Annotated in this window: 13 protein-coding genes; 6 read left to right on the top strand and 7 right to left on the bottom strand. The window is 44.7% G+C overall.

The window, feature by feature from the left end:
• Positions 1 to 9: 9 nt before the first annotated feature.
• The 5 genes from iolE to iolA all read right to left on the bottom strand — a co-directional run bounded on the left by iolE (position 10) and on the right by iolA (position 6,220).
• On the bottom strand, positions 10 to 903 hold the full coding sequence (gene iolE / locus RAC86_RS05750; protein WP_072565549.1) for a myo-inosose-2 dehydratase: 894 nt from the start codon (positions 901 to 903) through the stop codon (positions 10 to 12).
• 16 nt (positions 904 to 919) lie between these two features.
• A complete protein-coding gene (iolD, locus tag RAC86_RS05745; RefSeq protein ID WP_072181626.1) occupies positions 920 to 2,833 on the bottom strand; it encodes a 3D-(3,5/4)-trihydroxycyclohexane-1,2-dione acylhydrolase (decyclizing) in 1,914 nt (637 codons plus the stop codon).
• A gap of 32 nt (positions 2,834 to 2,865) precedes the next feature.
• Entirely contained in the window at positions 2,866 to 3,843 is a 978-nt protein-coding gene (iolC, locus tag RAC86_RS05740; protein ID WP_019259953.1) for a 5-dehydro-2-deoxygluconokinase, read from the bottom strand.
• A 23-nt stretch (positions 3,844 to 3,866) separates the two neighbouring features.
• Positions 3,867 to 4,682 carry a 5-deoxy-glucuronate isomerase gene (gene iolB / locus RAC86_RS05735; protein WP_061186814.1) on the bottom strand — a complete coding sequence of 272 codons (816 nt, stop codon included), beginning with the start codon at positions 4,680 to 4,682 and terminating at the stop codon, positions 3,867 to 3,869.
• Positions 4,683 to 4,756: 74 nt separating this feature from the next.
• Positions 4,757 to 6,220: a methylmalonate-semialdehyde dehydrogenase gene (gene iolA / locus RAC86_RS05730; protein ID WP_072565550.1), complete on the bottom strand. Its 1,464-nt coding sequence runs from the start codon at positions 6,218 to 6,220 to the stop codon at positions 4,757 to 4,759.
• Positions 6,221 to 6,637: 417 nt separating this feature from the next.
• Between iolA and iolR the strand changes: the two genes are divergently transcribed.
• The 5 genes from iolR to RAC86_RS05705 all read left to right on the top strand — a co-directional run bounded on the left by iolR (position 6,638) and on the right by RAC86_RS05705 (position 11,270).
• Positions 6,638 to 7,393 (top strand): myo-inositol utilization transcriptional regulator IolR, encoded by a 756-nt coding sequence (gene iolR, locus RAC86_RS05725; protein ID WP_061186813.1) that lies wholly within the window; start codon positions 6,638 to 6,640, stop codon positions 7,391 to 7,393.
• A gap of 53 nt (positions 7,394 to 7,446) precedes the next feature.
• Entirely contained in the window at positions 7,447 to 8,379 is a 933-nt protein-coding gene (locus tag RAC86_RS05720; protein WP_061186812.1) for an aldo/keto reductase, read from the top strand.
• 317 nt (positions 8,380 to 8,696) lie between these two features.
• Positions 8,697 to 9,347, top strand: a complete 651-nt coding sequence (locus RAC86_RS05715) for a hypothetical protein (protein ID WP_014115780.1) — start codon at positions 8,697 to 8,699, stop codon at positions 9,345 to 9,347.
• A gap of 3 nt (positions 9,348 to 9,350) precedes the next feature.
• Positions 9,351 to 9,656, top strand: coding sequence for a DUF2653 family protein (locus RAC86_RS05710; protein ID WP_072565551.1), 306 nt, complete (start codon positions 9,351 to 9,353; stop codon positions 9,654 to 9,656).
• A 228-nt stretch (positions 9,657 to 9,884) separates the two neighbouring features.
• Entirely contained in the window at positions 9,885 to 11,270 is a 1,386-nt protein-coding gene (locus RAC86_RS05705; RefSeq protein WP_072565552.1) for a sugar porter family MFS transporter, read from the top strand.
• 36 nt (positions 11,271 to 11,306) lie between these two features.
• Here RAC86_RS05705 and htpG read toward each other — a convergent pair whose 3' ends face one another.
• Entirely contained in the window at positions 11,307 to 13,187 is a 1,881-nt protein-coding gene (htpG, locus tag RAC86_RS05700; protein ID WP_072565553.1) for a molecular chaperone HtpG, read from the bottom strand.
• A gap of 181 nt (positions 13,188 to 13,368) precedes the next feature.
• Positions 13,369 to 13,620: a hypothetical protein gene (locus RAC86_RS05695; RefSeq protein ID WP_072565554.1), complete on the bottom strand. Its 252-nt coding sequence runs from the start codon at positions 13,618 to 13,620 to the stop codon at positions 13,369 to 13,371.
• A 117-nt stretch (positions 13,621 to 13,737) separates the two neighbouring features.
• On the opposite strand from RAC86_RS05695, the gene RAC86_RS05690 reads away from it, so the two are divergent.
• Complete coding sequence (locus RAC86_RS05690; RefSeq protein WP_072565555.1) at positions 13,738 to 14,559, top strand: SDR family oxidoreductase; 822 nt, start codon at positions 13,738 to 13,740, stop codon at positions 14,557 to 14,559.
• Positions 14,560 to 14,728: the final 169 nt, after the last annotated feature.

Below are 14,728 nucleotides of genomic sequence, written 5' to 3'. Positions count from 1 at the left end.
CAGTCCCCATTAAGCCAGATCCAACAACTGCTCATCAATATAGTTTCTCGCGATCAATGCATACTCAAGCGGGTTTGCAACATCGGGGTCCTGTTCAGCTTCGACGACAATCCATCCGGAATAATCGTGCTTCAACAGCTGCTGATATACTTCTCTAAAATCAATGCATCCATCACCGGGAACCGTAAACATGCCTTTTAAAAACGATTGCTGAAACGATTTCCCTTCAAGCCTGCATTGTTCCATGACATTCAGGCGGGCATCTTTAAAGTGCACATGCTTAATGCGGTTGATATGCTTCTCAAGCATCCCCAAGTAGTCACCGTCAGAAATATACGCATGGCCTGTATCATAGAGGAGGTGTACATGCGCAGGGTCTGTTCCTGCCATCAGGCGGTCGACTTCTTCTGCCGTTTGGACGCCAGTACCGAGATGGTGATGATAGACGAGCTTCAGGCCATGCTGGTCAGCAATTTTGCCAAGGTGATTCAGCCCTTCGCAAAGCCGTTCCCATTCATCATCCGTAAAGTGCGGCTTCTCTGTGAACACGTTTTTCTCCAAGCTTTGCACGCTGTAGGTTTGTTCAGAGACAACTGCGACATCCGCGTTTACTTGCTGCAAATACTCACAATGCAGGGTAAGTGCTTTTGCCGCTTCACCAAGTCCGTCACGCAAAATAAAACTGCTGAACCATTTTCCCGCAATGCGTAAATTCCGAAGCTTCAGCTCTTTGTTCAGGATGGCAGGTTCGGGGAAAAAGCCCCCGACCTCCGTGCCTTGAAAACGTGCGACAACAATATCACTTAACAAATGCTGAAGCGTATTTCCCGCTCCAATTTCAGGCATATCATCATTCCGCCATCCAATGGGAGCGATCCCCCACAGGATTTCATTTTTGCCCATCTATGGTGCCTCCCCTCTAATACTGCTTCGCAGATTCCAGCATTTTCTCTTTTGCTTCGTATGCTTTCTGAACGCTTTCTTGTTCAGACACCTCTGCTACGCCGACATGCCACCAGCTGTCATAGCCGTCAGTCATTGTTTTTGGCAGAACCTTCATTTCAATTAACGTTGATACGTCTTGTTTCTTCGCATCCTCTAACGCCGCTTTTAATTCTTCTACTGTGTTTGCACGGTAGGTTTTCGCGCCGTATCCCTCAGCAACTTTCGCATAATCGACATTTAAAATCTGGTTGTCATCTGTGCGGAACTCACAATAGTAGCTGCCGCTGCCATGATCCATTTGCAAGTTGTTGATACATCCAAAACCAGAGTTATCAAAGAGCAGCACATTGATTTTCTTGTTGTACTGAATCGCCGTAATCAGCTCGGAGTGTAGCATTAGAAAGCTGCCGTCTCCGACAATGGAATACACTTCTCTGTCAGGATGGGCCAGTTTCAGACCCAGTGTCCCGGACACTTCATAGCCCATGCAGGAATACCCGTATTCCAGGTGATACGTATTCGGAACATTTGAATGCCACAGACGCTGCAAATCTCCTGGAAGGGAGCCTGCTGAGCAGATGATCACACTGTCTTCAGGAATTGTCTCGTTGATTGTCAGCAATGCCGTTGTTTGCGGAAGCTCAGTATTCAACGTGTCAGCGTATTCATTTAGAACCTCTTGAGAGAAATGATTTTTGATTTCCGGATCAAATGCTTCCCGTTTAAACGTCACTTTGCTGAGGCGTTCGCGTTCAGCGAGCCATTCGTCCTTCAGCTCCTTAATCGTTGAGCCGAATTCACTCTTATAGCCTTCAAGCAAGCCGTGCAGTTTGCCAAGCGTCACTTTCGCATCCGCTACCACTTGGAACGCATCGAGTTTATACGCCTGCATTCGGCTGACATTGATGTTCAGAAACTTCGCTTTATCAAAGTCAAAAGCGGTCTTAGAGGATGTCGCAAAATCCGTATATCTTGTGCCGATACCAATAATCAAGTCAGCTTGGCGGGCCGCTTTATTTGCCGCAAGTGTACCTGTGATGCCCATTCCGCCAAGGTTGTTCGCAAAATCAGCTTCAACTGTCGACTTTCCTGCCTGCGTTTCAACTAACGGAATGTTATACGCTTCAGAAATGGCAACCAGTTCATCGCGCGCACCGGAGTATTTTGCGCCTCCGCCGACGAGGATCACAGGATTTTTGCTGGCTTTAATCAGCTCCGCCGCACCTTGAAGCTCGCGCTCGCTCGGCTGCATGCGATCAATATAGTGAACCCGTTTGACGAAGAAACTTTCATCAAAATCGTATGCTTCTCCTTCGACATCCTGAGAAATACAAATCGTTGCCGGACCTGCTTTTGCCGGATCAGTCATGACTTCAAACGCGCGCAGCAAACTGCTCATAAGCTGCTCAGGGCGCGTAATGCGGTCCCAGTATCTCGATACAGGTTTCAATGCATCGTTTGTTGTAATCGCCGCACTGTATTCTTGCTCCATTTGCTGCAGTACAGGGTCTGGCTGTCTTGTCGCAAATGTATCTGCCGGAATCAAGAGAACCGGGATATTGTTTGCCAATGCAGTACCGGCTGCCGCCACTAAGTTGGCCGCTCCCGGTCCGACGGATGTAGAGACCGCATATATTTTTCTTCTCAGCATTTGTTTGCTGTACGCCATTGCGGCATGCGCCATTCCTTGTTCATTCTTCCCTTGATAGACTTTCAAATGGCCTGCATCCTGCTCAAGCGCCTGGCCAATCCCTAACACGTTTCCATGACCGAAAATTGTGAAAATCCCTTCTACAAAAGGCTCTTCCTTTCCATCTACATGGATGTACTGCTGGTTTAAGAATTTAATCAGCGCTTGTGCTGTTGTTAAGCGAATTTTTTTACCCACAAACGATCCCACCTTTACTCGATCTTTTTCAATTATGACTGTGCTTCAATAAGCTGTACGATTTCATCCGCAGTCGGCATCGCTTCTGACGAACTGTGCTTGCTCACCACAATGGAGGCTGAAGCGCTGCCGTATTTCAATGCCGTTTCGATGTCTTTTCCGCTGACAAGGCCATAGATAAAGGCTGACGCATAGGAGTCACCGGCTCCAAAGGTTTTCAGCACTTTTGTCTTGTACGCTTGGGCGCGGAATACCTCGCCTGATTTGCTGTATGCATAAGAGCCTTCGACGCCGTGTTTGATGACAACGAGGTCGGCTGAATGGTCAAATAAATGATTGACGGATTCTTCATTGCTTCCGCCTGTGCGGTTTTCCATCACATCAAATTCATCGCGTGTGCCGATGACGATATCAGACTGCTCGGCAACCAAAGAATAGTAAACGGCTGTTTCATCTGCTGACTGCCACGTATACGGGCGGTAATCCAGTTCGAACACCACTTTGACCTGATGCTTTTTCGCATATTGAACAGCTTTTAACACCGCTTCCCGTGACGGGCTTTTGGCGAGCGCTGTCCCGGAAACAAGCAGCATTTTCGCATTTGCGATATAGTCCTCGCTTACCTCTGAAGGCTCAAGATAAAGATCCGCCACATCATCGCGATACATTAAGATGCTGCATTCTTCAGGACTGAGGATTTCTGTAAATGCAAGACCTGCTTTGTGTCCATCTTGATCAACAATCATCTGCGTTGTATCAACGCCGGTATTTCTCATATAAGACTCTATGAATCTTCCATGCTGGTCATCTGGAATTTTGCCGATAAAGCCCGCTTTTAAGCCAAGCTTCGCGCTTCCGATCGCGATATTCGCAGGTGAACCGCCGACATATTTCGAAAATGTCATCGTTTCTTCCATTGGGCGGTTGTATTCGACTGCGTTCAGATCAATACATGCCCGGCCGATGGCAACAATATCAAAAGCCTTCTCTTCATTGAATGTATACTTCATCGTAAACAGCCACTCCTCACTTGTTAGCGTTCTAAAATCCACTCATGCGCCGGGTCATTATGAAACTTCCATTTCCGCGTCGGCCCTGCCATGACATTTAAATAGTAGGATGTGTATCCGTCCGGCACGCCTACCGGGTGGTATCCAGCAGGAACAATGACAACGTTTTCATTTTCTACAGTCATTGTCTCGTCAATAGAGCGGTCATCTGTGTATACACGCTGAAACACAAAGCCCTGTCCCGGGTCTAATTCATGGTAGTACGTTTCTTCTAAGAAAGATTCCTCCGGCAAGTTGTCTTGATCGTGTTTATGAGGCGGGTAGCTGGACCAGTTGCCGCTGTCTGTATAGACTTCAACTACTAATAGGCTGTTAGCTGAAGGGTCTGAATCCGGAAGAATGTTGTGAACAGTACGTTTGTTTGAAAACTTCCCGCGATGCTCAATTCCGTTGTCTTCCGCTTTGATCAGCTTTGTCGGAAGCTGTTTTTCCGATGGAGAATAGCAAAGCGCCACTCTTGCGTCGCTGACCGCTGTGATCTCAAATGCACGATCATTTGAAATATAGACGCTGTCTGTCGGTTTTCGTTCGAATACGCTTTCACGCGTGCCGATATTCTCAAAAGTTGACTCATGATCGGTGACTGTAATTTTTCCCGTGACCGCAACAATACAGATTTCTTGTTTTTTCAATTCTTCTGCATAGCTGGAACCGGAAGCGAGATCTAACACTTTAAACTCTACATAGGTGAGATCAGAGTTGGATTTTGTTACTTCATGCACCAGTTTGACCCCATTAGATACTTCATTCGACTGCGGCTTACGCAACAAATAACTCATAGTGAAGCCCTCCTCTTTCTATTGTAAGAATGAGTCCGAACAGCGCACATGGACGCCGTTCGGATGTTCGTCGTTTAGTTGAAATCAGGTGCCGGATATCTTGCCGTAACCACTTTTTTACGTGTATAGAAGTCGACGCTGTCTTTTCCGTTCGCATGCAGCGTTCCAAAGAATGATGACTTCCAGCCTGAGAATGGGAAGAACGCCATCGGAGCCGGAACACCCAAGTTGATGCCGAGCATACCCGCATCAATGTTTTCACGGAAGTAGCGGATTGCGTTTGAGTTGGATGTGAACAGGCAAGCACCGTTCGCAAACTCAGACTTATTGGCAATCTCAATTGCTTCTTTCAGGTTTTTCACGCGGATGACAGATAAGACCGGAGCAAAAATTTCATCTTTCCAGATCGTCATCTCTGTCGTGACATTATCAAAGATCGTCGGGCCGACAAAGTAGCCGTCGTCAGACACATTTTCACGTCCGTCACATACGAGTCTCGCGCCTTCTTCAAGCCCTTTTTCGATATAGCTGAGCGTGCGCTTCTTGTTGTCTTCGCGAATAACAGGTCCTAAGAACACGCCGTCATCAAGGCCGTTACCGATTTTAATGTCAGCCACTTTTTCCTGCAGCTTCGCCATAAACTCATCAGCGATTCCTTCTTCAACCGTCACAACCGCACAAGCCATGCAGCGCTCACCGGCAGAACCGAAGGCTGCTCCGATAATGTTTGTGATTGTGTCTTCGAGATTCGCATCGTTCAGGACAATCGTATGGTTTTTCGCGCCAGTCAGAGATTGAACGCGTTTTAAGTTTTCGCTTCCTTTTTTGTAGACATATTCGCCGACTGGCTTTGAGCCTACGAATGAAATCGCTTTAATTTCAGGATGCTCGAGGATGCCGTTCACAACGTCATGCGCACCGTATACGACGTTGAATACCCCTTTCGGAAGGCCCGCTTTTTCAAAAAGTTCAACCAATTTCTCTGTTAACAGCGGTGTCCGCTCAGATGGTTTTAAAATAAATGTGTTGCCGAGCGCGATTGCCATCGGGAACATCCAGCAAGGAACCATCATCGGGAAGTTGAATGGCGCGATTCCGCCGACAACTCCGATTGGGTAGCGGTAGTTGGCCGCTTCAACATCTGTTGCAATGGAAGCAAGTGAGTCACCCATCATCAGGGAAGGTGCTCCAGCCGCGAATTCTACGTTTTCAATTCCGCGTCCCACTTCTCCAAGTGCTTCTTTTGTGTTTTTTCCATTTTCAATGGTAATCAGATGAGCAAGTTCTTCTCTATGCTGAGACAGCAGCTGCTGGAAGTTAAATAGGATTCTGGCACGGCGCGGAACCGCCACTTTTGACCAAGTTTTAAACGCCTCAGACGCTGTTTGCGCTGCGTAATCGATATCCTCTTTTGTTGAAATCGGCACTTGGCACAGCACTTCTTTCGTCGCCGGATTCACAACGTCTTCGTATTTATCTGTTTTGCTTTCAACCCATTCACCGTTGATGTAGTTTTTTAATTTTCTGATTTCTGCCATTCTTATTGCCTCCTTCATTAGTAAACACATACACTTGTATGGATGGTTCAGGATAGATTCATATCAATATCCACTGTTTCAGTAAGCCAAGAATTAAACGCTTTCAAAAAAACCAAAAAAATAAAAGTTGATCCAATTTTAGATACAAGCAACCATTTCATGCACAACAGGTTACTTTTTGGTCATTTCTTGGTTATATTCTAATCGCATAATACCCATAAGTCAATCATAAACACTAAATTTTTTCATTATTTTTATTATACTAATCTTTTAACTCATTAAGAGAGTAACGAGAAGTCCATCGAATCTTGCAAAAGATATACACCGATGTTATCATTTTTTAAGCAACTATTGATCAACTCTTGGGTTTTATTATATATTTATGTTACGTAAAGATTCAAGAAGGAGTTTATTTATATGAAACTGATGCGGATTCAGGAAATGGAGGAGTACATTTTATCTCATGGCACTGTTTCCTTAGATGAGCTGTGCCAGGTGTTCAATGTCTCTAAAAACACAGTCAGACGTGATATCAACAAGCTAACAGAAAAGGGTGCGATTGAAAAAGTATACGGCGGCGTAACATCTATTGAGAAAACCGCATTAGTTCCTTTTGAGAATCGCACCATTCAGCACCAAGATGAAAAAACAAAAATTGCTCACTATGCTTCCCGTTTTATTGAAGATCACGATTTGATTTTCATTGATTCAGGAACAACAACAAAGTCTATTCTCGATACGCTTGATCCTGCCAAAAATGTCACCATTTTAACCAACAGTTTAGACATTATCAATGCGGCATCAGCTTTGAAGCATATCAACTTAATCATTATCGGAAACAATTATAAGAGAAAAACGCGCTCCTTTGTCGGCATGGACGACCCGGCTATGCTTGATAAGTACAATATCAACAAAGCCTTTATGTCTGCTACCGGAACGACGCTGACACACGGATTGACCAATTCGGATCTGCTCGAGTACGAAATTAAAAAAAGGATTTCGGAAAAAGCAAAAGAAGTGTATTTATTGGCTGACCATTCTAAATTCGGAAAATCAACGCTACTGACGTATGCGCCGTTTGACAGGCTGCATTGCATTGTGACATCCCAGCCATTAGATGACGAGTACACGCAGTATTGCAATGAGCACCAAATCGGCATTCATCTGGCCTAGCGGTTACAATAGTGTTGAGAGTCTTTCATCCATTTTATTCTAGGAGGCAGATCATGAAAAAAGCTACGCTCGGAAAATCAGACTTGCAGGTATTCCCTATCGGATTAGGAACAAATGCTGTCGGAGGACATAACCTCTACCCGAACCTGAATGAAGAAACCGGAAAAGAATTGGTTCGCGAGGCGATCCGTAATGGCGTGACGATGTTAGATACCGCTTATATTTACGGGATCGGCCGTTCCGAAGAATTAATTGGTGAAGTGCTGCGCGAATTCAACCGTGAAGATGTTGTCATCGCGACGAAAGCCGCGCACAGAAAACAAGGAAATGACTTTGTCTTTGATAATTCACCAGAATTCCTTAAGAAATCAGTTGATGAAAGCCTGAAGCGTTTGAATACGGATTATATCGATTTGTTCTACATTCACTTCCCGGACGAACATACGCCTAAGGATGAAGCTGTCAACGCGCTGAATGAGATGAAGCAAGCCGGAAAAATCCGCTCCATCGGTGTATCCAACTTCTCTTTAGAGCAATTGAAAGAAGCAAACAAAGACGGATTGGTAGATGTATTGCAAGGCGAATACAACCTGTTAAACCGTGAAGCGGAAAAGACATTCTTCCCGTATACGAAGGAGCATAATATTTCATTTATCCCTTACTTCCCGCTCGTATCAGGATTATTGGCCGGAAAGTATACAGAAGATACAACGTTCCCTGAAGGAGACCTGCGAAACGAACAGGAACACTTCAAGGGCGAGCGTTTCAAAGAAAATATCAGAAAGGTCAACAAGCTTGCGCCGATTGCTGAAAAGCACAACGTAGACATCCCGCACATCGTATTGGCTTGGTATTTGGCAAGACCGGAAATTGATATTTTAATCCCTGGAGCAAAACGTGCCGATCAGCTGATTGATAACATCAAAACAGCTGACGTGACGCTTTCTCAAGAGGATATTTCGTTTATTGATAAGCTGTTCTCATAAGAAGCAGAAAACAGCCTTCCCCACTGGGAAGGCTGTTTTTATTTGTGCAAAATTGATCTATCATCCTATGATGCTTGATGAATTAGCAGCTTCAGTGAATAACTGATTTTGAAGCAAAAACTTACAAAAAGAGCCATAAATCCGATAAAATAAAGGTAGGTTATCTCAGAAAGAAAGTGATTGAAAAAGCAAAACAAGATATGAAACGTTAGTATCATCTAGAAATAAGAGACTCATGTGTTAAAAAAATCTGACCCGCTATTTTTATTTGCTGCTTAGAATAACGGGCCGTTTCGGCGGTCTATGGAGGAAACAGAATGAAACTTACATATGTAAAAGCTTTTGTTGCAGTAATCGTTGCTTTAGGTGTACTGCTGCCATCAACCATTTCTCATGCAAAAAGTTTTAGCGGCCGCTCATCATCTAGTTACAGCAGCCGAAGTTCAAGCTCATCATACAGCGGAAGCTATAAATCCAGCCCAAAATCAAACTATAGTTCAGGAGCAAGCTCTTCAAGCAAAAATCCCAAGACGTCTGACGATTCATCATCATCGATTTCTCTAAAAAAGAAACCTTCGGAAAAGTCTAGCTCATCAAGCGCTAAAAAATCGTCAGGCACATTTTCCGGCGCCACCTCAAAAGTAAGCGGAAAGACATACAGCGGAAAAACGTCTAAAGCTTATGTAGGCGGACGTTATGTTTCAGTCAATCATTACTACAATGCAGGATTCTCGCCATCGGGATGGTTTGGATATTATAGCGGATTTACAATGGGCATGTTCATGATCAGCATGATGCACCCTTGGGGTTACACCTATCATCCAGTCGGGGGCCCAGGCTATGTTTCTTATGGCGCTTCGCCCATTGCCTGGATCGTTGACGTCATTGCTCTGATCATTATTTTACTCATTGTCATCGCATTGATCCGCGCATTCAAAACACCGAAGACGTACAGAAGGAGCTTTTAGGTAATGAAATTAGTATTAAATGAGCAAGAAGTTGTAGACGGGATTTGTGTGTATATTTCTAATGAAGAAGAGATTTACCCTGAGGACGTTGAAGTAAAAGAGCTGTCTTACAACAAGCGGACAGGATTCTTCGCTGAAGCCAAATATGGCCTGCACCACAAGCAGCTTGTGTCAGATGACATTTCAGAAGGCATTATTCAGTTCTTAGAGGAATACCACAACTTCAATCCAGACGTTACAGTAGTTGAATTGCAATTTGATAAGAAAAAAGGATTCTCCGCCTTGGTTTTCGTCAACGAGGGAGAATAAAAATCAAAACCTTACTCCGTGCGAGTAAGGTTTTTTATGATGATTTGTCCTGGGCATATGCTTTGAGATGCTTAGCATTCCCGTACTCACTGGATCTGTCACCTTACGTAAAAATCGCTAACTTTTTTAAAACATATGTTTCAAATTAGATAGGAAAAGGGTACTACTCTATTAACTTTGTTAAACATCAGAGATACTCATTGGCCTAACAACTGAGGGGGAACATTTGTGAAGACAAACACAAGGAAATATTTGATCTACTTTTTTGGCGCTTTAGGAGGGCTGCTTTACGGTTATGATACGGGCGTCATCTCTGGAGCGCTGCTGTTTATCAACAATGATATTCCTTTAACGACATTGACAGAAGGATTGGTTGTCAGCATGCTGCTCCTTGGCGCGATTTTCGGTTCTGCCTTAAGCGGCACATGCTCCGATCGCTGGGGCAGGAGAAAAGTTGTATTTGTGCTTTCCATCATTTTTATTATTGGTGCGCTCGCTTGCGCGTTTTCTCAAACGGTCGGCATGTTGATTGCATCTCGGGTGATACTCGGGTTGGCCGTCGGCGGTTCAACGGCGCTTGTGCCCGTGTACCTGTCAGAAATGGCACCGACGAAAATCCGCGGGACACTCGGCACAATGAACAACTTAATGGTTGTTACCGGTATTTTATTAGCATATATCGTAAACTATCTGTTCACGCCGTTTGAAGCGTGGCGCTGGATGGTGGGACTGGCTGCGGTGCCTGCAGTGCTTTTATTAATCGGGATCGCATTTATGCCTGAATCACCAAGATGGCTCGTAAAGCGCGGGCGTGAAGATGAAGCGAAAGACATTATGAAAATCACTCATGACCAAGAAAATATTGAGCAGGAACTAGCAGATATGAAAGAAGCGGAAGCTGGGAAAAAAGAAACAACACTCGGTTTGCTAAAAGCAAAATGGATTCGTCCTATGCTTCTCATTGGCATCGGCCTTGCCGTTTTTCAGCAGGCGGTCGGCATTAACACGGTCATCTACTATGCGCCAACCATTTTTACAAAGGCCGGTCTCGGCACATCGGCGTCAGTGCTCGGCACAATGGGTATCGGTGTACTCAACGTGATGATGTGTATTACAGCTATGATTTTGATCGACCGCATCGGCCGCAAAAAGCTGCTGATTTGGGGAAGCGTCGGCATTACACTGAGCTTGGCTGCATTAGCAGCTGTGCTCCTGACACTGGGTCTCTCTACATCAACAGCATGGCTGACTGTCGTTTTTCTCGGAGTCTATATCGTATTTTACCAGGCAACATGGGGTCCGGTTGTATGGGTTCTGATGCCTGAGCTCTTCCCATCCAAAGTACGCGGAGCCGCAACAGGCTTTACTACTTTAGTGTTATCAGCAACCAACCTGATCGTGTCGCTCGTCTTCCCGCTGATGCTCAGCGCCACGGGCATCGCATGGGTCTTTACAATTTTTTCAGTCATCTGCCTGCTTTCATTTTTCTTCGCCCTCTACATGGTTCCGGAAACCAAAGGGAAAAGCTTGGAGGAAATTGAAGCAAGCCTGAAAAAACGGTTTAAAAAGAAGAAAAGCAGCCAAAACCAAGTGCTGAGTGAGCGTACATTATAAAAAAAGGAATCGTCTCAAGGGACGATTCCTTTTTTATTACACCATAACCTTGCAAATATTGTTCGTGAATTCCACAGGGTCCTGAATCGGTAAGCCTTCGATGAGAAGCGCCTGATTGTACAGAAGATTTGTGTACAGGCTCAGCTTCTCTTTATCCTGTTCAAATGCGTCCTGCAGCGTTTGGAATACCTCATGATTCGGGTTGATTTCAAGCACTTTTTCCGCCTTTACATTTTGGCTGTCCGGCATCGCGTTTAAGATTTTTTCCATCTCGATTGTCACTTCGCCGTCAGCAGCAAGGCAGACCGGATGTGATTTGAGTCGTTTTGAGATTCTGACGTTTTTCACTTTATCTGACAGAATGTTTTTCATTTCCTCAAACAGATCCTTGTACTTGCTTTCTTCTTCCTCGGACTGCTTTTGATCCTCATCCGTGTCTATGCCTAGGTCTCCGCTTGATACGGATTTAAACTCTTTTTCCTGATAAGATGCCAGCATTTTAATCGCAAACTCATCAATGTCCTCAGTGAAGTAGAGAATTTCATAGCCTTTGTCCGCTACCATTTCCGTTTGCGGCAGTTTTTCTATGCGATCGTATGAATCACCGGTCGCATAATAAATGTATTTCTGCTCCTCGGGCATTCTGGATACGTACTCATCTAAGCTGACCAGTTTTTTCTCTTTGGAAGAGTAGAATAATAAGAGGTCCTTCAATTGATCCTTATTCACGCCAAAATCATTGTACACGCCGAATTTCAGCTGTCTGCCGAATGATTTGTAGAACGTCTCGTATTTCTCTCGGTCTATTTTCAGCAGGCTTTGCAGCTCGCTTTTGATTTTTTTGCTGATATTTTTCGCGATCAGCTTCAGCTGGCGGTCATGCTGGAGCATTTCTCTGGAAATGTTCAGAGACAGATCCTCAGAATCGACCATGCCTTTCACGAAGCTGAAGTGGTCCGGAAGCAGATCCGCGCATTTGTTCATGATCAGAACGCCATTAGAATACAGCTCCAAGCCTTTCTCATATTCCTTAGAATAATAGTCAAACGGCATGTTTTCAGGAATAAATAAAATCGCGTTGTAGCGAACGGCGCCATCCACACTGATATGAACGTGTGTCAGCGGTTTATCAAACCCGTAATGCTTTTCAGCATAAAACTTTTCATAGTCCTCATCTGTCAGCTCGCTTTTGTTTTTTCTCCAGATCGGCACCATGCTGTTGACTGTCTGTTCTTCCTGTACCTCTTCAAATTCATTTTCGCTGCCTTCCTTCGGCTTATTAATAGTTGTATCCATTTTGATCGGGTAGCGAATGAAGTCGGAGTACTTTTTAATGATTGCTTTTAAACGATATTCTTCTAAGAACTCGTCATAGCTGTCATCTTCTGTATTCTCTTTGATTTTCAGGATAATGTCTGTACCGACAGAATCCTTTTCACACGGCTCAATCGTATAGCCGTCTGCACCCGCAGACTCCCATTTATACGCCTCTTCGCTGCCGAGCGCCTTACTGATGACAGTCACGACATCAGCAACCATAAACGCCGCGTAAAAGCCGACACCGAATTGCCCGATGATGTCATGGCCGTCTTTCAGCTCGTTTTCCTTTTTAAACGCAAGGGAACCGCTTTTTGCAATGGTGCCGAGATGCTGCTCAAGCTCATCCTTTGTCATCCCGATCCCCGTATCAGAGATCGTTAATGTTCTCGCACTTTTATCAGCTGCGACCTTTATGTAGTAACTGTCTTTATCAAACGTAAGCGTATCGTCCGTCAGCGCTTTGTAATAGATCTTGTCAATCGCGTCACTCGAATTGGAGATTAACTCGCGCAGGAAAATTTCTTTTTGGGTATAAATGGAGTTAATCATCATATCCAGCAGTCGTTTGGACTCTGCTTTAAACTCTTTTTTAGCCACTCTAGATCGCTCCTTTTTGATATGTTGTTACGCTATGTAAACTCTTTTCAGCATCTATTTATCACATGCTGTGACAATTGTCAATTAGATTGATAGATGCATATATATGTAAATTTAACACTATTTAGGTCTGCTTTCACTATTTTTTCTCAGTCATTCTCATAAAAAAAGAGAGGCTTCATCATCCTCTCTTTTTTTCTGCATCATTCCAGCGGCCAAACTCCCGCTTCATCCATATATGCACCGGGTAGAAAAACAAACCGAACGGGATCAGAAACAATAGATTATGCCATGAGGCATTGAGAAATGCACTTGCTGCAATCGGAAACGTAATCTCTTTAAATAAAAAAGAGATGATAGTCAGCACAACAAACGCGGACGGAATCGTGACGAAGCAATAAAACTTGAGCTCCTTCTTATGCTGTACTTTCAAAATACACAAACCTCCCAACAATTTCTAGTCCATCTTAACATATGCTGGCATTTCTTTTCTCGCATGTTTATCACTGCACGTAGCGGGAAGACAAATAGAAAAAGGAGGACTCGTGTAATGGGAAAACTTGAAAACAAAACCGCAGTCATCACAGGCGCCGCGACAGGCATTGGACAAGCGACGGCAGAGGTTTTTGCCAATGAAGGCGCGCGTGTGATGATCGGAGACATCAATGAAGACCAAATGAAAGAAACCGTTGAAGCGATCAGAAAAAACGGAGGAGCGGCGGACGCCTTTCACCTCGATGTGTCAGATGAAAACAGTGTGAAAGCATTTGCTGATCAAATCAAGGATGCTTGCGGAACGATTGATATTCTGTTTAATAACGCCGGGGTTGATCAGGAAGGCGGAAAAGTGCACGAATATCCGGTTGACCTGTTTGACCGCATTATCGCCGTCGACCTGCGCGGCACGTTCCTTTGCAGCAAATACTTGATTCCGCTTATGCTCGAAAATGGAGGTTCTATCATCAACACCTCCTCCATGTCAGGCCGGGCCGCGGACCTCGACCGCTCCGGCTACAACGCTGCAAAAGGAGGAATCACCAACCTGACTAGAGCGATGGCAATCGACTACGCAAGAAACGGCATCCGCGTCAATTCTATTTCTCCGGGAACGATTGAAACCCCGCTGATTGATAAACTGGCTGGCACCAAAGAACAGGAAATGGGCGAAAAATTCCGCGAAGCCAACAAATGGATCACGCCTCTCGGCCGCCTCGGCCAGCCGAAGGAAATGGCGACAGTGGCCCTGTTCCTCGCCTCAGACGACAGCTCATACGTCACAGGAGAAGACATCACCGCAGACGGCGGCATCATGGCGTACACATGGCCTGGGAAGATGTTGATTGATGAGAAGTGGAAGGAAGAAACGAAATAGACATGGTCTGCGCAATTTTATGCGTTAATGATCAAATATGAATCAGCCATAGATATAGCTAAATAAAAGGGAGCTCAACCTGAATCATTAGGTTAAGCTCCCTCTTCATTTACTCTATTTCTTTTTTCCGCTGTCTGGCAGGAAAAAGAAATGAAAACTACATATTGCA

The sequence above is a fragment of the Bacillus sp. LR_5 genome (assembly GCF_042709275.1).
The sequence above is the reverse complement of the archived record's forward strand: the minus strand, read 5'-3'. Positions and strand labels throughout refer to the sequence as shown.